This window comes from Microbacterium sp. zg-Y818 (genome assembly GCF_030246905.1).
Taxonomy (GTDB): domain Bacteria; phylum Actinomycetota; class Actinomycetes; order Actinomycetales; family Microbacteriaceae; genus Microbacterium.
In genome coordinates this window covers 3205062-3224961 of the sequence record NZ_CP126741.1, presented here as the reverse complement: position 1 = coordinate 3224961, position 19900 = coordinate 3205062, and the positions used below count along the sequence as shown (strand labels likewise).

Below are 19900 nucleotides of genomic sequence, written 5' to 3'. Positions count from 1 at the left end.
CGCACCGCGCACTGCCGACTCAGCGCCGGCCGGGCAGCACGCGACGCACGAGGCCCAGGGCGACCTGCAGCTCGGGGGCACGCAGCAGCGCCAGCATTCCGACGTAGACCAGGGCGACGACGGCGCCGATGAGCATGGTGCCGAGAGCCCCCTGCAGCTTGTCGGCCAGCATCCAGCTGTCCTGGGCGCCGAAGGTGAAGAAGATCAGCCATCCGGCCGCTCCCGCGGGGAGGGCCGCCAGCATGAACCGGCCGAGCGCGGGCACCCACCTGCCGGCTTCGAGCCGGCCGATCTTGCGCCGCAGCATGACCGCCGCGATGACGAGAGCGACCGTGAGAGCGATCGACTGACCGAGCGCGACGCCCGCCGCCGTGAGCCCCGCGGGAAGTGTGGATGCCAGCAGCGCCGTGACGGCGACGATGACGGCCTGCACGAGCGAGAACACGAAGGGCGTGCGGGTGTCGCCGAGCGCGTAGAACGAGCGCTGGATGGTGAACAGCACGGCGATGGGGATGAGCCCCACCAGATAGCCGCCGAGCACGAGCGCGCCCTCGACGGCGGTGGGTGCGTCGTTGGTGAAGATGCGGGAGACGGGCACGGCGGCGGCGGCGATCGCAGCGGTGGCCCCGACGATCAGCACGCCGATCGAGCGGATGCTGGTGTCGATGTCGCGCCGCATATCGTCGATGCGGCCGTCGGCGGCGTGTTCGCTGAGCTGCGTGAAGTAGGGGATGCCTATCGACAGCACGATGATCGAGTACGGCAGCATGAAGATGAGGTTCGCGTTGCCGGTGACCATGTTCGCCGCGGCCCCGGCATCCGAGGCATCCGACAGCACGTTGGACTGCACGATCGCGCTCAGCTGGGCGACGAGCACCATGAGGAACGTCCAGCTCGCCAGGCGTCCGATGACGCCGAGCCCCATGCCGCGCCAGTGGAAGTCGGGGCGCAGGTGCAGACCCGTGCGGCGCCAGAAGACCAGCAGCAGCACGGCCTGCAGCACGATGCCGAGCGTCGCGGTGCCGGCGATCAGCGCGACCATCCCGGCATCCCAGCCCTCGATGGAGGAGTGCGTGCCGTAGATCACGATGAAGGCGCCGAAGCCGATGATCGAGACGACGTTGTTGACCACCGGGGTCCACGTGTACGGGCCGAACACGCGGCGCGCGTTGAGCGTCTCGCCCAGCAGCGCGTAGAGGCCGTAGAAGAAGATCTGCGGCAGGCACCAGTAGGCGAAGACGGTCGCGAGGGCGTGCTGCTGCGGGGAGAACCCGCCACCGTACAGCGAGACCAGAAGCGGCGCGCACGCGACGGCGATGACCGTGATCGCCAGCAGCACCACCGCGCCCAGGGTGATGAGCTTGGAGATGAAGGCCTCGCCGCCGTCGTCGCTGCGGCCGGCGGCGACGATCTGCGGCACGATGACGCCGGTGAGGATGCCCATCGACACGATGAGGAAGATCGCGTTGGGGAGCTGATTGGCCACGACGAATGCGTCACCCGCCATCGCCGTGCCGATCGCCGTGACGAGCACGATCGACCGCAGCAGCCCTGTCAGCCGCGAGACGAGGGTGCCCGCGCCGATCATGACACTTGCCCGGCCGATGCTCATCGCTCTCCGTCCCCGGCGCCTGCGGCATCCGCGGTGGCCCGTCTGCGCCGGCGCACCGTGCGGAAAAGCCCGATGACGAGAAGACCGCCCACGACCGTCACGAGGGCTCCGACCCCGATCACCTCCCAGTCGGCACGCACCATGACGGTCGCGACCTGGGGAGAGCCCACGGGGATGCCGGTGGGGGAGAGCAGCTCGAACCGGATGTCGACCTCGCCGTTGCCGACGTGCGCCTCGACGGGGATCTCCACCCGGGTGTTGCTGTCGGGCTCGGCTCGCACCGTGGACTGCTCCTGCACCAGCAGCCGGGGTGCGCTGGGCTGGGCGATGAGCACCACATCGACCGGCCAGGGCAGGTTGTTGCGCACCCAGATGCGCAGCGGCACGTTCTGGCCCACCAGGTTGATGTCGCTGAGCTGCGGGACGCTGACCGCATTGAGAGTCGCCGCGGTCGCTTCCAGGTGCTCGGCGAGGGCCGTCTGCCAGGTCTCGGGGTCCGGAAGCCACCCGCCGCCCAGCAGCTGCAGCATGCTCGCGCGCTCGGGGCCGGTGATGAGGGTCGGGTCCTCGAGGATGGTGGCGAAGTCGGTGAGCGCAGCCTCGCCTTCCAGAAGCTCGGTGACCGCGGCCGTGCGGGCTTCGTCGGGTTCGCTCTCGGTGACGGTGACGGCGACGGGCTCCGCGGCGACGAGTGCATCAAGGCCGACCGGAGTGGCGCCCGGCGCATTGGCCACTGCCGACAGCGCCGTGGTGAGGCCGAAGCTCGAACGGCCGTCGAGCCGGTCGACCGTGACCGCGATCGGGCGGCCGCCGCTCTCGCGCACCGCGAAGGCGAGGTGAGCCGTGGCTTCGGTCAGTGGCGCGCCGCGCAGCGAGCTCTCGTCGATCGCCGAGGCGTCGCGGAGCGCCGCCGAGACGGCCGAATCGTAGACGAGCACCGAGGCCTCGCCCGCGACGGCCCTGGCGGCGACCGTGGCGTCGCCGGCGCCCGAGGTGGTCGTGCCGGAGGGGATGAGTGTGAGCGCGGCATCCTCACCGCTGCCCAAGCCGCCGAGGGTGGCGACCGTCGCCGGTCCCGCGGTGCCGGTGAACGGCCAGTACACCGCCCCGCGCGTCGCTTCGACCGAGACCAGCTCGTCCAGCGTCGGGTAGACCGGTTGCCCCGGCGGTGTGGTGGGGGTGGGCGTCGGTGTGGGTGTCGGGCTGACCTGTTGTGCGGGTTCGTCGGTGTCCGCCGTCGCAGGCGCCGGCGTCGACGTGGGGGTCGTCGTCGGAGTGGGCGTCGGGACCGGGGTCGCCGCCGGGTCGGGCACGAAGTCCGCCGCATTCAGGTACGGCTGCAGGGAGGTGGGGGGCAGCGGCGCGGGCAGGCCCGCGTCGAGCTGGGCTGCGACGTCGGCGTCGCCGAACTGCAGGGCGAAGCGGTCGTTGGGCAGAGCCTCCAGCTGCGCCAGCCACGCGGTGGCCGAAGGAGGTGCGGCGCTGCCGAGCACTCGGACGGCCGCGAGGACAGCGGGGTCCACGGCGAGGATCGCGGTGGTGCCGGCGACGGCGGCGAGCTGCGCGGTGAGCTCGCCGTCCGGGGCGGTGAGGGCGGTGAGCTCATCCGAAGAGAGCAGGCCGTCGCTCGCAGGCGGCGCGGTGATGGGAACGATGACGCCCACGCCGGCGCCGCCGGCGCCGTCGTCGGGCACGGTCATCACGCTCGTGGACATGAGGGTGCCCGACGCGTTCGTGGCCGTTGCGCGCAGCGGGTACACCCCGGGCGCGCGGCCCGCCAGCTGCGGGTCATCGGGGGGGAGCATCAGGCCGGTCACGCCACGCTCGCCGGCATCCACGGCGTCGGCGACGGCGACGGCCACCACAGCGAGGTCGTCCGCGGTGCCGTCACCTGCCAGCCACGAGCTCAGCGCGGCGCGGTCGCCCAGCGGTGCCGCGCCCAGCTCCAGCACCACTTCGGCGGCGGGGGAGTTCAGCGACGTGCCGTTGGACAGTGTCACCGACACCGCGAGAGCGTCTCCGGGCCGCACGATTCCGTTGCCCACCGGCGACAGGGTCATCTCGAGCGCTGCGTCGGTGTCGGTCTCGTCACTTTCGGGCGTGGCTGCTGCAGCGGCGCTGGTTGCGGCTGCGGCGGCTGCGGCGCTGGACCATGCCGGGGCGAGCATGAGCACGACCATCAGCGCGGTCAGCAGCGCGAGGCGCCAGGGGCGGCGCGGTGCGGCGGGGATGTCGGTCATGGCGGGTTTCGGCTCGGGTGCGATTCATGACCGCACGATCAGCCGATTCTAGGCCGGGCGGCCTTTGAGCTTCCCGAACGGCGGGGCGATCCGCCCGAAGCGGGGTTGAATGGAAGGATGCCGACACCTCCCGATCCCGCTCTCTGCCGCGCCCTCGCGGACGACCTGCGGGCCGCCGCCTTTTCTGCCGACGGTCTGCGCGACGCGTGGGGCGAGGCGGCCGACGGGGCGATCGCTCGGGGGCTGCGCCTGCCCGCCGAGCGAGCTCTGACCGGCCGGTCCGACCCCCTCGCGGTGCTGGCCCGGCTGCTCGTGCTGGGCATGCGGCAGCCCGCAGCGGTCGTGGACGCCGCCCTGCCGCTGACCGGTGCGGCGGGACTGATCGCCCTGGAGCTGGCGACGGCCTCGGGCGACACGATCGTGCCGCGCGCGGTCATCCGCCCGCAGGAGTTCTCCGATGACGCCGGTGATGTGCAGTGGTGGGTCGCGAGCGACCTCGACGAGGCGGCGCTGGGTGGGCCCCTGCCCGAAGACCATGTGCTGGGCGTCGGCGGCGCATCGCTGACGCTTGCCGGCCTGCAGCTGCCCGGCCGCGTGGGTCGCGTGCTCGACATCGGGACCGGATGTGGCATCCAGGCGCTGCGCGCGCGACGCGACGCCGACCTCGTGATCGCGACGGACGTGTCCGAGCGGGCCCTGCACTTCACCCGCCTCAACGCCCTGCTGAACGGCGTCGACGGCATCGAGGTGCGGCGGGGGAGCCTGTTCGAGCCGGTCACGGGCGAACAGTTCGAACGGGTCGTGTCGAACCCACCGTTCGTCATCACACCCCGCGCGGCGGGGGTGCCGGCGTACGAGTACCGCGACGGCGGGCTCGTGGGCGACGCGCTCGTGGCGCAGGTCGTCAGCGGCGTGGGTGTGCACCTCGCCCCCGGCGGGGTCGCGCAGCTGTTGGGCAACTGGGAGTACCGCGACGGCGAGGACGGGCTCGATCGGGTGCGCCAGTGGGTGGCGGCATCCGATATTCCTCTGGACGCATGGGTGGTGGAGCGGGAGGTTCTCGACCCGCTCGCATACGCCGAGCTGTGGATCCGCGACGGCGGCACGGAGCCCGGTTCGCCGGAGTCCACGCGACTGCTGGCGGCCTGGCTCGACGACTTCGCCGAGCGCGGGGTCACCGGCATCGGGTTCGGATACGTGCTGCTGCACCGCTCGCGGGGGTCGGCGCCCACGCTCGCCCGCTACGAGCGGGTGACGCAGCCCGTCGGCGGGGCCCTGGGCCCGCACCTGGCGGCGTCGCTGGCTGCGCACCAGCGGCTTGCCGACATGGACGACGCTGCGCTCGCGGCGAGCGTGCTGGAGGTGGCTCCCGACGTCACCGAGGCGCGGCACCACCTGCCCGGCGCCGAGGACCCCAGCGTCATCGAACTGCGTCAGGGCGGAGGCTTCGCGCGCACGCTCGAGGTCGACCCCGCACTGGCCGGCCTGGTCGGGGCGTGCGACGGCGACCTGCCGGTCGGGGTCCTGATCGACGCGATCGCACAGCTGCTCGAGGTGGATGCCGCCGCGTTGCGCGCGGACCTTCTCCCTCGCGTGCGTGAGTTGCTGTTCACACAGTTCCTGCGGTTCGCTGGGTAGTCGCCGACAGGGGAGCGCAGGAGCGCTCGGTAGGCTCGAACCCATGCTCAACATGGCCGAGGGCCTCGCCCGCATCGGCGCGCTTGCCGCGTCGCCGGTCGTCGACGCCCTCGCGCGCGCGTTCGCCGACGCCGGCTTCGAGCTCGCACTCGTCGGCGGCCCGGTGCGCGACGCGCTGCTGGGCCGGCCGACGAACGACCTGGATTTCACGACCAACGCGCGGCCCGACGACATCCTGCGGATCGTGAAGCCGATCTCCTCCGCGCAGTGGGACATCGGCCGCGACTTCGGCACCATCGGCGCCCGCGTCCGCGGCGAGCAGGTGGAGATCACCACCTACCGCGCCGACGAGTACGACGGCGCCACGCGCAAGCCGGTCGTCGCGTTCGGCGACGACCTCGAGGGCGACCTCGCGCGGCGCGACTTCACCGTCAACGCGATGGCGCTGCGCCTTCCCGGCCCCGCCCTGGTCGACCCGACCGGAGGCGTCGAGGACCTCGTCGCCGGCATCCTCCGCACCCCTGTCGACCCGGCGGTCAGCTTCGGCGATGACCCGCTGCGCATGCTGCGCGCCGCCCGCTTCAGCGCCCAGTTGGGTTTCGACGTCGATCCCGCGACCGTCGCCGCGATGGCCGAGCGCGCCGAGACGCTCTCGATCGTGAGCCCCGAGCGCATCCAGGGCGAGCTCGTGAAGCTGCTGCAGGCCGATGACCCGGCGCGCGGCATCCGCCTGCTCGTCGACACCGGTCTGATGGCGAAGTTCCTGCCCGAGGTGCCGGCGCTGCGCCTCGAGGTCGACGAGCACCACCACCACAAGGATGTCTACGAGCACTCGTTGACGGTGGTGCGGCAGGCGATCGAGCTCGAACGGGAGCGCAATCCGGATGCCGCCCCCGACGTGCGGCTGCGGCTCGCGGCCCTGTTGCACGACATCGGCAAGCCTGCCACCCGGCGGCTCGAAGACGGCGGCGGGGTGACCTTCCACCACCACGACGTCAAGGGCGCGCGGCTGGCCCGCAAGCGGCTGCAGGCCCTGCGCTTCGACTCCGACACGATCGCCAGCGTGACCAAGCTGATCGAGCTGCACCTGCGGTTCTTCGGCTACGCCGAGGGCGCGTGGAGCGACTCGGCCGTGCGTCGGTACGTGCGGGATGCCGGCGACGAGCTCGAGCGCCTGCACATCCTCACCCGCGCCGACGTGACCACCCGCAACAAGCGCAAGGCCGCGCGGCTGCGCTCGGCCTATGACGACATCGAGCGGCGCATCGCGGAGCTCGCCGAGCAGGAGCAGCTGCAGTCGATGCGCCCGGCCCTCGACGGCAACCGGATCCAGGAGATCCTCGGCATCCCGCCCGGGCCGGTCGTCGGAGAGGCGTACCGGTTCCTCCTCGACGTGCGCCTGGACGAGGGCGTCGTCGACGAGGCCGAGGCCGAGCAGCGCCTGCGCGCCTGGTGGGCCGCCCGCGGCTGACCGCGTTCCGGGGCGCGTCGCGTCGCCCGCCGCGCCCGCCGCGCCCGCGTCCGCACGGTGAGACGACACCTGACGGCCGAGACACTGGTCGTTTCCCACGGTCTCGGCCGTCAGCATTCGTCTCACGGGTGGGCAGCCCACGGGCACGGCCCTCGACCGGCCGTCACGCCGCCCCTACACTGATCGGCACCAGCTCCCTCACCGATGATCGGAGCCGCATGCCGTCGTCGTGGTCCATGCGCCGCGAGGTCTCGCCCGCGACCTCCCGCCTCCTCGTCGAACGAGCCCACGAGGAGCTGCTCGCCGGCAACCTCGCCGACCCTCGCCTCGCCGACGTCCGGCCGCTGGTGCGGGAGTCGTGGCGGCGCTCGCTGGCCTCGGCGGTCGGCGCCGAGCAACTGCCGCGCCTCGATCTCTCCGAGGCGGACCTGGACATATACCGACGCGGGCATCCGCTGGCCGCCGTCATGCAGATGGTGCGCGCGCTCCTGCTCCCCGGCTCGCCCGATGAGGCCGGTGTCGTCGTCGCCGTCGGCGACGCGGCCGGCCGCCTGCTCTGGGTCGAAGGGGACCGCCGCGTGCGCACCCTCACCGGGGACATGGGCTTCATCGCGGGCGCGAACTGGGCGGAGGATGCCGTCGGCACCTCGGCCCCGGGAACGGCGCTCGCCCTCGACGCGCACGTGCAGATCCGTGAGGCCGAGCACTTCAACCGGTTCGTGCAGCCCTGGTCGTGCACCGCGGCACCCGTGCACGACCCCGAGACGCGGCGGCTCCTCGGCATGATCGATGTCACCGGCGGGGCCGAGGCGGCGACCCCCCAGGCCCAGCTGCTCGTGGATGCCACCGCGCGCGCGATCGAGGGCGAGCTCATGGTCACCCGGCTGCGGGCACGGGCCGAGGCGCCCCGGCGGCGGGCATCGCGGCCACGGGTGACGACGCACGCCACCTTGCGGGTGCTGGGTCGCGACCGCGCGCTGCTGGAAGCGGGCGCCGAAGGCACCCAGACCGTCCGCGAGCTGAGCGCCCGGCACGCCGAGATCCTGCTCATGCTCGCCAGCCACCGCGAGGGTCTCACCGCCGAGGGGCTCAGCGAGTTGGTCTACGGGACGGCGGCGACCGAGACGCTGCGCCCCGAGATGGTGCGGCTGCGCCGCGTCCTCGAGCGTGCCGCGCCCCACCTCGTACCGGCATCCCGCCCGTACCGGCTGCCCGCCCCGCTCGAGACCGACGTGCAGCACGTGGTGTCGCTGCTCGACCGCGGGGCGCACCGCGTCGCCCTGTCGGCGTACCCCGGCCCGGTGCTCCCGGACTCGGTCGCCCCTGGGGTCGAGGTGCTGCGCGACTCGGTGCGCGCGACTCTGCGTGAGGCCCTGGTGGGCGAGGCAGGCGTCGAGGTTCTGCTCGCCTACGCCGACACCGCCGACGGCGAGCACGACGTCGAGGTGCTGCGGCTGTGCCTGGCGATGCTCCCGCCGCGCTCTCCCCGCCGCGCAGGTCTCGTCGCGCGCGTGGCCGCACTCGAGGCGTGAGCCGGCGCAACCCGATGCAACCTCGCGGGGCGTAGCGTGCCCGGCAGCGGCGGGGTCGCCGCACCCGCGCAGCACACCATCCATGGACAGTCGAAGGAGACAGACATGACGATCGTCGAAGAGGGCGTCTCGAGCGTTTACGCAGCACCCGGCGAGCACGGCTCGCTGGCCGAATACCGCTCCCGCTACGGGCACTACATCGGGGGAGAGTGGGTCGACCCGATCAAGGGCGGGTACTTCGAGGACATCACCCCGGTGACGGGCAAGCCCTTCACCGAGGTCGCCCGCGGCACCGCCGAGGACATCGACCGCGCCGTCGACGTCGCCTGGAAGGCATTCGGCGACTGGAAGCGCACCAGCCCCACCGAGCGGGCGATCATCCTCAACAAGATCGCCGACCGCATCGAAGCCAACCTCGAGAAGATCGCCGTCGCCGAGACCTGGGAGAACGGCAAGCCGATCCGCGAGACCCTCGCCGCAGACATCCCGCTCGCCGTCGATCACTTCCGCTACTTCGCGGGGGTCCTGCGCGCGCAGGAGGGCTCGATCAGCCAGCTCGACGAGAACACCGTGGCCTACCACTTCCAGGAGCCCCTCGGGGTGGTCGGGCAGATCATCCCGTGGAACTTCCCCATCCTGATGGCGACGTGGAAGCTCGCCCCCGCCCTGGCCGCGGGCAACTGTGTCGTGCTCAAGCCGGCCGAGCAGACACCGGCATCCATCCTGTTCCTTTTCGACATCATCGGCGACCTGCTGCCGGCGGGCGTGGTGAACATCGTCAACGGGTTCGGCATCGAAGCCGGGGCGCCGCTGGCGTCGCACAAGCGCATCCGCAAGGTGGCGTTCACCGGAGAGACCACGACCGGCCGGCTCATCATGCAGTACGCGTCGCAGAACCTCATCCCGGTGACGCTCGAGCTCGGCGGCAAGAGCCCCAACCTGTTCTTCGAAGACGTCGCGCGGGTGACCGACGACCCCTATTACGACAAGGCGCTCGAGGGTTTCACGATGTTCGCGCTGAACCAGGGCGAGGTGTGCACGTGCCCGTCGCGCGCTCTCATCCAGCGATCGATCTACGACTCGTTCCTCGCCGACGGCCTCGAGCGCGTTGCGAAGGTGCGGCAGGGCAACCCGCTCGACCCCGAGACGATGCTCGGCGCGCAGGCCTCGAACGACCAGCTCGAGAAGATCCTGTCGTACATCGACATCGGCAAGCAGGGTGGGGCGAAGCTGCTCACCGGCGGGGAGCGCGTCGACCTCGGCGGCGACCTCACCGGCGGCTACTACGTCGCGCCGACGGTGTTCGAGGGCACCAACGACATGCGCATCTTCCAGGAGGAGATCTTCGGGCCGGTGCTCTCGGTGACGAGCTTCGAGGACTTCGACGACGGGATCTCCATCGCCAACGACTCCCTCTACGGTCTGGGAGCCGGAGTCTGGAGCCGCACGGGCGACATCGCCTACCGGGCGGGACGTGCGATCGAGGCCGGCCGGGTGTGGACCAACACGTACCACCAGTACCCGGCGCACGCCGCGTTCGGCGGGTACAAGCAGTCGGGCATCGGCCGCGAGAACCACCTGAAGATGCTCGACCACTACCAGCAGACGAAGAACCTGCTGGTGTCGTACGCCGAAGGTCCGATGGGCTTCTTCTGACATGGAGACGACGTTCAGCAGGGTGGCCGTGACGGATGCCGCGGCCGCCCTGCTGCGCGATCTGACGGCGCAGCACGGGCCGCTGATGTTCCATCAGTCCGGCGGATGCTGCGACGGCAGCGCGCCCATGTGCTTTCCGGTCGGGATGTTCCTCACCGGCCCGAGCGATGTGCACCTCGCCTCGCTCGGCGTCGGGCTGGATGACCCGATCGAGGTGTTCATCTCCGAGGCGCAGTTCGACTACTGGAAGTACACCCACCTCACCATCGACGTCGTGCCCGGCCGCGGCGCCGGCTTCTCGGTCGAATCCCCCACCGGTCTGCGATTCATCGTGCGCTCCCGCATGCTCACCGAGGGTGAGCTGACCCACTTCGGCCTGGCACCCGCGGCGCCGTAGCCGCCCGCCCGCCCCCGCGGACCTCAGCGACGGGGTGGGGTGGGCCGGAACCCCATCCGGCTACCCGGGAAGGTCCAGCAGCAGGTACACCACCACCGCGACAACGCACAGTCCGGTCAGCAGCCAGGGGAATCGCGTGGTCAGGCGGCGCCCCTGGGGCGCGACGCCGGGGGGCGGGCGCAGCAGCCCGGCGGGCGCAGCGAACGGCAGCGACCCCGCCGGCGTGCCACCCCTCGCCCTCCCATGGGCCGCGCGGGAATCGCCGGATGCCGCCTGCAGCAGCCGCTCATCGCGCCAGCGTTCCCACTGGTCGAGTTTGTCGAGCACGGCCGCCACGGCTCCGAACAGCCACTCCCAGGTGGCCGGGTCAGTCGTGCTCGCGTTGCGCTTGGTGTACATGAGCAGCCAGTCGTCGACGATCTCGACGTCGAGTTCCGCCGCGTTGTCGATGAACCTCGCCATGACGTCGGGGGTGAACAGGTACAGGGCGTCGCGCTCGTACCCCTCAGGGCAGTAGAGCGCGAAGTGGCGGTCGAAGTCGCCCTCGAGGCTGAGGCGCTGCTCCTTCTTGTACAGCGTCGGCAGGTTGGATCCGAACAGGCTGTTGTTGCCGGTGGCATCCAGCACGATGTGCGGCAGCGGGATGTCGAGCTTGACCGCGACGTATCCCCAGCGGTGGGTACGGCGATGCTTGCCGGAACCGGTGGTGTAGACGTAGTTCGCGAATTCGACGCGGCGTGGCCCCTTGCCCTGCACCACGTCGAAGCTGCGGCGGTACGACCCGGAGCCGAAGATCATGCCCGGAAATGACGGATTGCCCTTCTCCGGCACGTAACGCATCCCGTTGGCGCGTGCGAAGCGGTCGAGCCGATACCGCCGGGTCGACACGCGCCCCTGCGAGAAGAAGGTGACGGCGACCGCCACCAGGGCGCACACCAGCAGCACGACGATCAGGGGCGTTGCTCCGGAGAGCGCGACACGGAAGGGTGACCGTGACGTCAGCACATCGAGCAGCACGAGGCCCACGAAGAACAGCAGGGCCACCCCGTACCCGATGATGCTCGCCATCACCTCGTTCTCGATGCGCCCCGACGCACGCAGTTCCTTGGTGAAGGCACGGGCGTCCGCGCGATCGACGCGCTGCGTCAGCGGTCGGGTGTCCAAGGGCACGGATGCCGCCGTCGTGGGGTGCGTCACCGCATCCCGCCGAGCATGCCGAACATCCCGGTCTGCATGAACAGCTGCATCCCGAGCCACAGCAAGCCGAACAGCCCGACGGCGATGATGGTCGCCCACGGCACGCGCCGCCGCAGGCGCTGTCCCTGCTGCGCGACGCCGAGCGGCGGGCGCAGCGACTCGGTCGGTGGGGTGAACGGAAGCGTCTGGGCGCCCCCGGCGAGAGCGTGCTCCGCCTGAGCGGCCGCGTGCCCCGCCTGAGCGGGCGCGAGCGCGTGCGCGTGCTGCTCGGGCTGGACCAGCCGCTCGTCGCGCCACCGCTCCCACTGCGCGAGCTTGTCGAGCATGGCCCCCACCACGGAGAACAGCCAGGCCCACATGCGCGGGTCCAGGGTGGAGAAGTCGCGCCGGGCATAGAGGAACAGCCAGTCGTCGACGATCTCGACGTCGAGGGCCGCGGCGTTGTCGATGAAGCGGGCCATGATGTCGGGCGTGAACAGGTATAGAGCGTCCCGCTCGTAGCCGGCGGGGCAGTAGAGCGTGAAGTAGCGGTCGAAGTCGCCCTCGAGGCTGAGTCGCTGCTCCTTGTCGAACGCCGCCGGCAGGTTCGAGCCCAGCAGGCCGTTGTTGCCCACGGCATCCAGCACGATGTGCGGCAACGGTGTGTTCAGCCTGATCGCGATGTAGCCCCACTTGTGCGTGGTTCTGTTCTTGCCGGACCCGGTCGTGTAGCGGTAGTTGGCGAACTCGACCCACCGCGGCTGCCCGCCCCGCAAGATCTCGGACGCGGTGCGGGCGGACCCCTGATGGAAGATCAGACCTGGCAGCGGCGGGTCCTTCGCTTCGGGGTAGAACGTGAGTCCGTTGGATGCCGCGAACCGGTCGAGCCGATACCGGCGTTCCCCACTTCCACGCCACGACCGCACGATGACGACGATCACAATCGTGAAGACGGTTCCCACGAGCAGCAGCGGGAGCAGAGCGAGCAGCCCGAACCCCCCTCCCGTCGAGGAGGCGATGCTGAAGAAGACCGCGCCGAGGCTCCCGAACCCGGTCATCATGATCACGCCCACCACGATGAGGATGATCACCGTGATCGGCAGTCCCACGTCGTACGGTGCGCGTCCCGAGGCCACCAGATGCTGCTTGTGGGCCTTGATCGCGGCGCGATCGACCGGCTCGGTCAGCGCGCGCGTGTCGAACGGAACGGATGCCGCAGGTGTCGTCATCGCAGTATCTCCCCCAGGTGGTGCGGCCGGGTGTCCAACGACGCACGGACGGCGCGCGTCGACATCGACTGGTCCCCCTGCACGCGCTCACGCTATCGAATGCCGGGGGAGGATGCCGCGCGGAGCACCCACGCATCGCGCGGTCGCACGCGTGGGGTGGCATCCGTTAGACTGTCGAGGTTGTCCGTTCACCGCGCCACTCGGCGCGTGCGAACGGGCAGTGCACACACCCTCCTGCTTCCGGGAAATGCCCGGGAGCCGTTCTAGTCCGAAGGAGGTGGGTAAGTGACGCACATCCACCAGTACGAACTGATGGTGATCCTCAACCCCGAGATCGACGAGCGCCTCGTCGCCACCAACCTTGAGAAGTTCCTCAAGGTCATCACCAATGATGGTGGCACGATCGACAACGTCGACATCTGGGGTCGCCGCCGTCTCGCATACGAGATCCAGAAGAAGACCGAGGGCGTCTACGCCGTCGTCAACTTCACCGCGAGCAGCGAGTCTGCGCAGGAGCTCGACCGTCAGCTGAAGCTGAACGAGCAGATCATGCGCACCAAGATCCTCCGCGCTGAAGAGGCGATGGCCATGGTCGCCGCCGAGAAGGAGCGTTCCGAGGCGAAGGCTGCCCGCAAGGCTGCCGCGCCCGCGAAGGCTGCGAAGGCGTAACGACGATGGCTGGCGAGACCGTCATCACCGTTGTGGGAAACCTCACGGCAGACCCCGAGCTGCGTTACACGCAGAGCGGACTGCCCGTCGCGAACTTCACGATCGCGTCGACGCCGCGCAGTTTCGACCGTCAGGCGAACGAGTGGAAGGACGGCGAAGCGCTGTTCCTCCGCGCGAGCGTGTGGCGCGACTTCGCCGAGCACGTGGCCGGTTCGCTCACCAAGGGCATGCGGGTCATCGCCAGTGGTCGCCTGAAGCAGCGGTCCTACCAGGACCGCGAGGGGCAGAACCGCGTCTCCATCGAGCTCGAGGTCGATGAGATCGGCCCGTCGCTGCGTTACGCAACCGCACAGGTCACGCGTACCAGCAGCAGTGGTGGTGGCGGCGGAAACGGCGCCGGCGGCGCCGGCGGTGGCGGACAGCAGTCCCGCCCGCAGGTCGCCGACGAGCCGTGGGCCACTCCCGGTTCGGCCGCTCCCGACGCGTGGAGCGCCCCCGGCGCCTACGGCGACGACACTCCGTTCTGATCCCTCGGATCAAACCAACTCTCTCTAAGGAAAAACCATGGCTGGAAAGTCGAGCGGCGACCGCCGCAAGCCGCGGAAGGGCGCGAAGAACGCCGCTCCCGCGAAGGCGATCCGTGTCGGCGTCATTGATTACAAGGACGTCGCCACTCTTCGTAAGTTCATCTCGGAGCGTGGAAAGATCCGCGCCCGTCGTATCACCGGTGTCTCGGTGCAGGAGCAGCGTCTGATCGCCAAGGCGATCAAGAACGCCCGCGAAATGGCGCTCCTGCCCTACGCCGGCGCTGGCCGTTAAGGGGTCCGGACATGGCAAAGCTGATTCTCACGAATGAGGTCGCCGGGCTCGGAAGCGCCGGCGACGTGATCGAGGTCAAGAACGGGTTCGCCCGCAACTACCTCATCCCCCAGGGCTTCGCAGTGCTGTGGTCGCGCGGTGGCGAGAAGCAGGTGGCGTCGATTCGCGCTGCCCGCGAGTCGCGCGCGATCCACGACCACGAAGAAGCCGTGGCCCTGAAGAACTCGCTCGAGTCGACCAAGGTTCGTCTGGCCGTCAAGGCCGGCAACGAGGGTCGTCTGTTCGGTTCGGTCAAGACCGGTGACGTCGCTGACGCGGTCAAGGCTGCCGGGCTCGGCGAGCTCGACAAGCGCAAGATCCACATCACCTCGGCGATCAAGTCCGTGGGCGAGCACGAGGCGACCGTTCGCCTGCGTGACGACCTCACCGCCGTGATCACGCTGCAGGTGGTCGCCGCCAAGTAAGCGGCGCGTCGTCCCTCGGGGCGACAGAACGACACGGATGCCGTGGACCCTCACCGGGTTCACGGCATCCGTCGTTTTCGGGCTCGCTGGGGGCCCGACGCGCCCCCGTGGGAGCCTTTCCACAGGCGGCATCCGATGCGGGCCGAGGGTGTGCGGCTGTGTATAACGTGGTACGCCGTCCCCAACCTTCAACGCGTACTTCAACCACAATCCCATCCACAGGTTGTGAACAAATAAATCCCAGGTCAATCGAGAAATCACGTTTGCTCGATTCCTGTATCCCGGGCGTTTTCCACAGGGGTTGTACACAGGGTTGGCGGCGTTTCACGCAGACTTTCCACATAGTTATCCACAGGCTTGGTTGCGAGTGTCGGTGGCCGTGCATAGCGTGAATGTGTCCCACCCCGACGACACCCGAAAATGACGGAGGTACGGCTGCGTGTCCATCGCTGACATCTCCGACGAACGGCTCGGCGGACGCCGTGAGCACGAGCGCACGCCGCCGCATGACGTCCTCGCGGAGCAGAGCGCGCTGGGCGGCATGCTGTTGTCGAAGGACGCCGTCGCCGACGTCATCGAGACGCTGCGCGGGGCCGACTTTTATGTGCCCAAGCACGAGCTGATCTTCGAGGCGATCCTCAGCCTGTATTCGCACGGCGAGCCGACAGACGTCGTTGCAGTGACCGACGAGCTGATCAAGACGGGCGAGCTGCAGCGCGCCGGCGGTGCCGATTACCTGCACTCGCTCACCTCGATCGTGCCGACCGCAGCCAACGCCGGCTACTACGCCACGATCGTCTCCGAGCGGGCGCTGCTGCGCCGCCTCGTGCAGGCCGGCACCCGCATCGTGCAGATGGGGTACTCCGGCCAGGGCGAGGCCGTGGAACTCGTCAACAACGCGCAGGCCGAGATCTACTCGGTCACCGGTGCCGAGGCCGCGGAGGATTACGTTCCGCTCGAGATCGCCGTCACCTCCGCGATCGATGAGATCGAGGCAGCGCGCGGTCGGGACGGCTCGATGACCGGCATCCCGACCGGGTTCGCCCAGCTCGACGAGCTGACCAACGGCCTGCACGGCGGTCAGATGATCGTCGTGGCCGCCCGACCCGCCATGGGAAAGTCCACGCTCGCGCTCGATTTCGCGCGCGCCGCGGCCATCAAGCACAACATGCCGACGATCTTCTTCTCACTGGAAATGGGACGCAGCGAGATCGCCATGCGCCTCATGAGCGCCGAGGGCGCGGTGCCGCTGCAGAACATGCGCAAGGGCACGTTGGATTCGCGCGACTGGACCACCATCGCCGCGACACGCGGCCGCATCAACGACGCCCCGCTCTACATCGACGACAGCCCCAACATGACGCTCGTCGAGATCCGCGCCAAGTGCCGTCGACTCAAGCAGCGGGTGGGGCTGCGCATGGTGATCATCGACTACTTGCAGCTGATGACCAGCGGCAAGAAGGTCGAGTCGCGTCAGCAGGAGGTCAGCGAGTTCTCGCGTGCGCTGAAGCTGCTCGCGAAAGAGCTTCAGGTGCCCGTCATCGCACTGTCGCAGCTGAACCGTGGATCTGAGCAGCGCACCGACAAGCGTCCGCAGGTCAGCGACCTGCGAGAGTCCGGCTCGATCGAGCAGGATGCCGACATGGTCATGCTGCTGCACCGCGACTCGGTGTACGACAAGGACACCCGCCCCGGCGAGGCCGACCTCATCGTCGCGAAGCACCGTAACGGCCCGACCGCGACCATCGAGATCGCTTTCCAGGGTCATTTCTCGCGGTTCACCGACATGGCGCCGGTGTAGCGGAGGCCGCTTCAGGTTCCGCGCGGAGTTGTCCGTTGCGTCGGTGCGGCCGTAGCCCTCCGTATGCGACAAGATCGTGCAAAGGTACCGGTATGGCTTCTCCGCAGTCGTTGAGCGTATCCGATCGCCGGGTCACCGCGGGGTGGGCAGCAGACTGTGCCGAGCGAGTTCTTTCCCTCTTCGAGTCAGAAGCGCCAGGCGACGACCGTCCTCGCGACGGCATCACTCGAGCGCGTGCGTTCGCGGCAGGCACGCTCGATGCCGGGGGCGAGATACGCAGACGCTTCGTGGCAGGTCGGGCGTCACAGGCCGTGACCTCACCAGCCGCGAAGGCTGCGGCTTGGGCTGCCGGCCAGGCCGCGGGGGTTGCACACATGGGCGCCCACGCTCTCGGCGCGGCCGCGTACGCCGCGAAAGCCAGGCAGCTGGCGGAACAGGGCAACGCGACTGCCGCCACCGATGAGATCGCCTGGCAACTCGCTCAGATGAGTGACCCGGTCAGAGCTGCGCTCCGATCGTTGCCGTTACTGGGTGAGGACCCCTCCGGGCCTCTCGGGTCAGGGCTCCTCGCGTCTGGAGCCCTTGGCGCGCACATCCGCGTGATCCAGACGGCATTGCACCATCCGCGTCTCTGAGCGGGACAGCCGCGGCCAAGCGCTGCGACGGAGATTGAGCCCGCATCCCGTGTGGCGGCAACCTAGACTCACGCCATGCACATCCTGTCGCAGCTTCTTCCGGTCGTCGCTGAGATCTCATCCCGCGATGAGTCCGGGGTCGTCTTCGGTGGAGTGGGGGGTTTCGTCGGCTACGTGCTGTTCGTCGCCGCGGTGTGGCCTTTCCTGAACAAGGCAGGTCAGCCCGGGTGGACGGCGCTGATCCCGGTGGTCGCGGCGTTCTTCATCGTGCGAGCCGCCGGACTGTCCGCATGGTGGACGCTGCTGTATCTCGTCCCCATCGCAAACGTCGTCCTCGCCATCATCGTGGCGCTGCGGCTCGGGCGCGCGTTCGGGCACGGCGCGGTCTTCTCGGTGTTCCTCCTCTGGCTGTTGTCCCTGATCGGATATTTCGTCATCAGCTACTCCAGCGACACCTACAGGCGCGCGCGCATCTGATTCTGTCCCCACCGCACGCCGGCGGTGATGTCCCTGCCACCATGAGCGAATGAGCTTCACGACCCGGATGCCGGTGCCGTCGGATGCCGTGGAGATCGCCGATCTCCACGTCTCGACGTGGCGGGAGCCTACGCACATCTGCTGCCAGAGGACCACTTCTCGGCGATACATCGAGGGACGGCATCGGATGTGGAAGCACGTCCTCGGGCACCGGGGGACGATGTGGTCGTCAGGGTCGCGGAAAGCGCCGGGTGATAGCCCCGGGAAGAGCGCCATGGACCGCGTCATCGTGATGGGTAGCGTGATCCTTCCGTGGTTCGTGATGAGCCGGAAAGCGGCAGGGACCGGACCACCCGAGGCGTACCCGGACGGTCCGGTCCCTGCGCGCGCGGCCCGCGACTGAGGGGTCAGGCGCGGTCGGCGCGGCCCGTGCCGTCGTCGTAGTCGATCTGTTCCTTGCGGACCTGCTCGGTGACCGTCTCCTCCTCGGTCACGGTTTCCGTTCCCAGGCGGACACGCTCGACCGGAACGGTCTCCTTGGCGATGACGGGCCGCTCCTCAGTGAGGACGACCTCGTGCTCTTCCTCGCTGATGGCCGGCCCGTCCATGGCATCCGCGACGTTGGCGTCGGTGATGGGTTCGCGTTCCAGGCGCACTTCCTCATGGCTCACGGGGACGGTGACGGTCTTCTCCTCCGTGACGACGTACTTCCGCAGCCGTGCGCGACCGGTTTGAACCTTCTCGGTACCGACGCGGAGGCGCTCCTCCGAGCGGGTCATCGCATCGTCGGTGGTCGGACCGGACGTGTCATACCCGGTGCTCGTGTCCACCGCCTCGTCACTGTCATCCCGGGCGGTGCCGGTGCCTTCAGCGGCGCTGGTGGTGCGGGAACCGTTGCCGTAGTAGACGTACAGTTCATCTTCCTGCGCGTGCTCCAGCGCCCCGTCCGCGTCGATGCGCGGTGCGTTCTTCACGAACTCTTTCGCGTAGCCCACCCGGAGGTTCTCGCCGTCCTGGTTGGCGTCGTCGATGGGCACGAAGGACTCCGAGGTGCCGAAGAAACCGGTGCGCACCGCCGCCCAGGTGGGCGCTCCGGTGTCGGTGTCGAGGTAGATCTGCTCGAGCGTGCCGATCTTCTCCCCGTCGGAGTCGATCACCGCTGCTCCCATGAGACCGCCGATGTTTTCTGTGCTGATCATGACTGCTTCCTATCGTTCGTTTGTTCGTACGTGTTGAGACCGGCGCGGGGGCCCGCGACCGGGAGCCGTGTCACCGGGTTGTGGTGACCTGCACGGCAGTGGTGTCGGGGGCACGCTTGACGACGCTCCGCACGCCGAGCATCCCGCCGAGGGCCGCGATCACCGCGCCGAGCAGCAGCCCGGCGAAGCCCCACCACGAGGCGGCTTGAGCAGTCGCGGCGGCATCCTCCGCCGTCTGCTGCGCGTCCTGCAACGCCTCATCGGTCTGCTCCTGCGCTTCTTCTTCGTCGACGTTGCTCTGCACGTCCTCGACGACCTGGGTGACGTCGGTCCCGGACAGTGCCTGGGTGGCGGAGCTGACGACGCCGCCGAGCAGGCTGGCGCTGAGCCACACAGTCAGGGCGAGAGCAACCACCAGGGACGTCGCCCAGGTCAAGAATCCGTGCAGCAGTCCGCTGCGCACGGCCAGCGCGCCGGCGACGAAACCGGCCGCGGCAAGAGCGATCACCAGGGCGATGACGCTCCAGATGGTCGCCCCGATGCCCGAGCCGCCCAGGCCGATGCCGGCGGTGACGAGCGAGAGCAGGATGGTGACAGCCAGAAAGGTCACCACCCCGGCGATGATGGACCCCCACGACACGTTCGCCGTGCGGCCGCCCCTTGCGGTGCCGATCAGCGACTCCTTCGCGGCGTCGTCGTGGTCTGCGATGACAGGGCGGGCTGCGGCGCTGTCGGGGTGGGCGGTGCGATTGTTTGCCATTGTCTCGATCCCTTGGGTTGGGGCGTCGGAGCCGCAGGAGTCGAAACGTGCGGACCGGCTACCAGCCCGCTTACACCGTAAGCCGACTAGCGTGACAGTACAGCGCCCGAAATGACTTGGCGAGG

18 protein-coding genes are annotated in these 19900 nt (G+C 69.5%); 12 read left to right on the top strand and 6 right to left on the bottom strand.

All coding sequences use genetic code 11. The features are described 5' to 3' along the window. Positions 1-19: 19 nt before the first annotated feature. Positions 20-1588 carry a murein biosynthesis integral membrane protein MurJ gene (gene murJ / locus QNO21_RS15310; RefSeq protein WP_374113628.1) on the bottom strand — a complete coding sequence of 523 codons (1569 nt, stop codon included), beginning with the start codon at positions 1586-1588 and terminating at the stop codon, positions 20-22. Positions 1589-1608: 20 nt separating this feature from the next. Then, a complete protein-coding gene (locus tag QNO21_RS15305) occupies positions 1609-3852 on the bottom strand; it encodes a DUF6049 family protein (protein WP_257518635.1) in 2244 nt (747 codons plus the stop codon). Positions 3853-3969: 117 nt separating this feature from the next. Between QNO21_RS15305 and QNO21_RS15300 the strand changes: the two genes are divergently transcribed. The 5 genes from QNO21_RS15300 (at position 3970) to QNO21_RS15280 (ending at position 10546) form a co-directional block, all read left to right on the top strand. Continuing rightward, positions 3970-5490 (top strand): DUF7059 domain-containing protein, encoded by a 1521-nt coding sequence (locus QNO21_RS15300; RefSeq protein WP_257518634.1) that lies wholly within the window; start codon positions 3970-3972, stop codon positions 5488-5490. 43 nt (positions 5491-5533) lie between these two features. After that, complete coding sequence (locus QNO21_RS15295; RefSeq protein WP_257518633.1) at positions 5534-6961, top strand: CCA tRNA nucleotidyltransferase; 1428 nt, start codon at positions 5534-5536, stop codon at positions 6959-6961. A 218-nt stretch (positions 6962-7179) separates the two neighbouring features. Continuing rightward, the gene (locus QNO21_RS15290; protein ID WP_257518632.1) at positions 7180-8493 is read left to right on the top strand and encodes a sigma-54-dependent transcriptional regulator family protein; all 1314 of its coding nucleotides are present in this window, start codon (positions 7180-7182) and stop codon (positions 8491-8493) included. A gap of 105 nt (positions 8494-8598) precedes the next feature. Continuing rightward, positions 8599-10149: an acetaldehyde dehydrogenase ExaC gene (gene exaC / locus QNO21_RS15285; protein WP_257518631.1), complete on the top strand. Its 1551-nt coding sequence runs from the start codon at positions 8599-8601 to the stop codon at positions 10147-10149. Position 10150: 1 nt separating this feature from the next. Then, positions 10151-10546 carry a DUF779 domain-containing protein gene (locus QNO21_RS15280; protein WP_257516049.1) on the top strand — a complete coding sequence of 132 codons (396 nt, stop codon included), beginning with the start codon at positions 10151-10153 and terminating at the stop codon, positions 10544-10546. 60 nt (positions 10547-10606) lie between these two features. Here the strand turns inward: QNO21_RS15280 and QNO21_RS15275 are convergent, their stop codons facing one another. Continuing rightward, on the bottom strand, positions 10607-11743 hold the full coding sequence (locus QNO21_RS15275) for a hypothetical protein (RefSeq protein ID WP_257518630.1): 1137 nt from the start codon (positions 11741-11743) through the stop codon (positions 10607-10609). Next, entirely contained in the window at positions 11740-12951 is a 1212-nt protein-coding gene (locus tag QNO21_RS15270) for a DUF3137 domain-containing protein (protein ID WP_257518629.1), read from the bottom strand. The genes QNO21_RS15275 and QNO21_RS15270 overlap by 4 nt, the downstream gene beginning before the upstream one ends. A gap of 285 nt (positions 12952-13236) precedes the next feature. Between QNO21_RS15270 and rpsF the strand changes: the two genes are divergently transcribed. The 7 genes from rpsF to QNO21_RS15235 all read left to right on the top strand — a co-directional run bounded on the left by rpsF (position 13237) and on the right by QNO21_RS15235 (position 17816). Continuing rightward, complete coding sequence (rpsF, locus tag QNO21_RS15265; RefSeq protein WP_257517527.1) at positions 13237-13620, top strand: 30S ribosomal protein S6; 384 nt, start codon at positions 13237-13239, stop codon at positions 13618-13620. A gap of 5 nt (positions 13621-13625) precedes the next feature. Then, positions 13626-14147, top strand: a complete 522-nt coding sequence (locus tag QNO21_RS15260; RefSeq protein ID WP_257518628.1) for a single-stranded DNA-binding protein — start codon at positions 13626-13628, stop codon at positions 14145-14147. A 37-nt stretch (positions 14148-14184) separates the two neighbouring features. Next, entirely contained in the window at positions 14185-14439 is a 255-nt protein-coding gene (rpsR, locus tag QNO21_RS15255) for a 30S ribosomal protein S18 (protein WP_133541417.1), read from the top strand. An 11-nt stretch (positions 14440-14450) separates the two neighbouring features. After that, positions 14451-14903, top strand: a complete 453-nt coding sequence (rplI, locus tag QNO21_RS15250; RefSeq protein ID WP_257514581.1) for a 50S ribosomal protein L9 — start codon at positions 14451-14453, stop codon at positions 14901-14903. Positions 14904-15342: 439 nt separating this feature from the next. Beyond that, positions 15343-16704, top strand: coding sequence for a replicative DNA helicase (dnaB, locus tag QNO21_RS15245; protein ID WP_257513899.1), 1362 nt, complete (start codon positions 15343-15345; stop codon positions 16702-16704). Between the two features lie 92 nt (positions 16705-16796). After that, positions 16797-17339: a putative immunity protein gene (locus tag QNO21_RS15240; RefSeq protein WP_257518627.1), complete on the top strand. Its 543-nt coding sequence runs from the start codon at positions 16797-16799 to the stop codon at positions 17337-17339. Positions 17340-17414: 75 nt separating this feature from the next. Next, entirely contained in the window at positions 17415-17816 is a 402-nt protein-coding gene (locus tag QNO21_RS15235) for a DUF5684 domain-containing protein (protein WP_257514583.1), read from the top strand. 407 nt (positions 17817-18223) lie between these two features. Here the strand turns inward: QNO21_RS15235 and QNO21_RS15230 are convergent, their stop codons facing one another. After that, entirely contained in the window at positions 18224-19015 is a 792-nt protein-coding gene (locus tag QNO21_RS15230) for a DUF2382 domain-containing protein (protein WP_257518626.1), read from the bottom strand. A gap of 70 nt (positions 19016-19085) precedes the next feature. Then, entirely contained in the window at positions 19086-19775 is a 690-nt protein-coding gene (locus tag QNO21_RS15225; RefSeq protein WP_257518624.1) for a hypothetical protein, read from the bottom strand. Between the last annotated feature and the right edge of the window lie 125 nt (positions 19776-19900).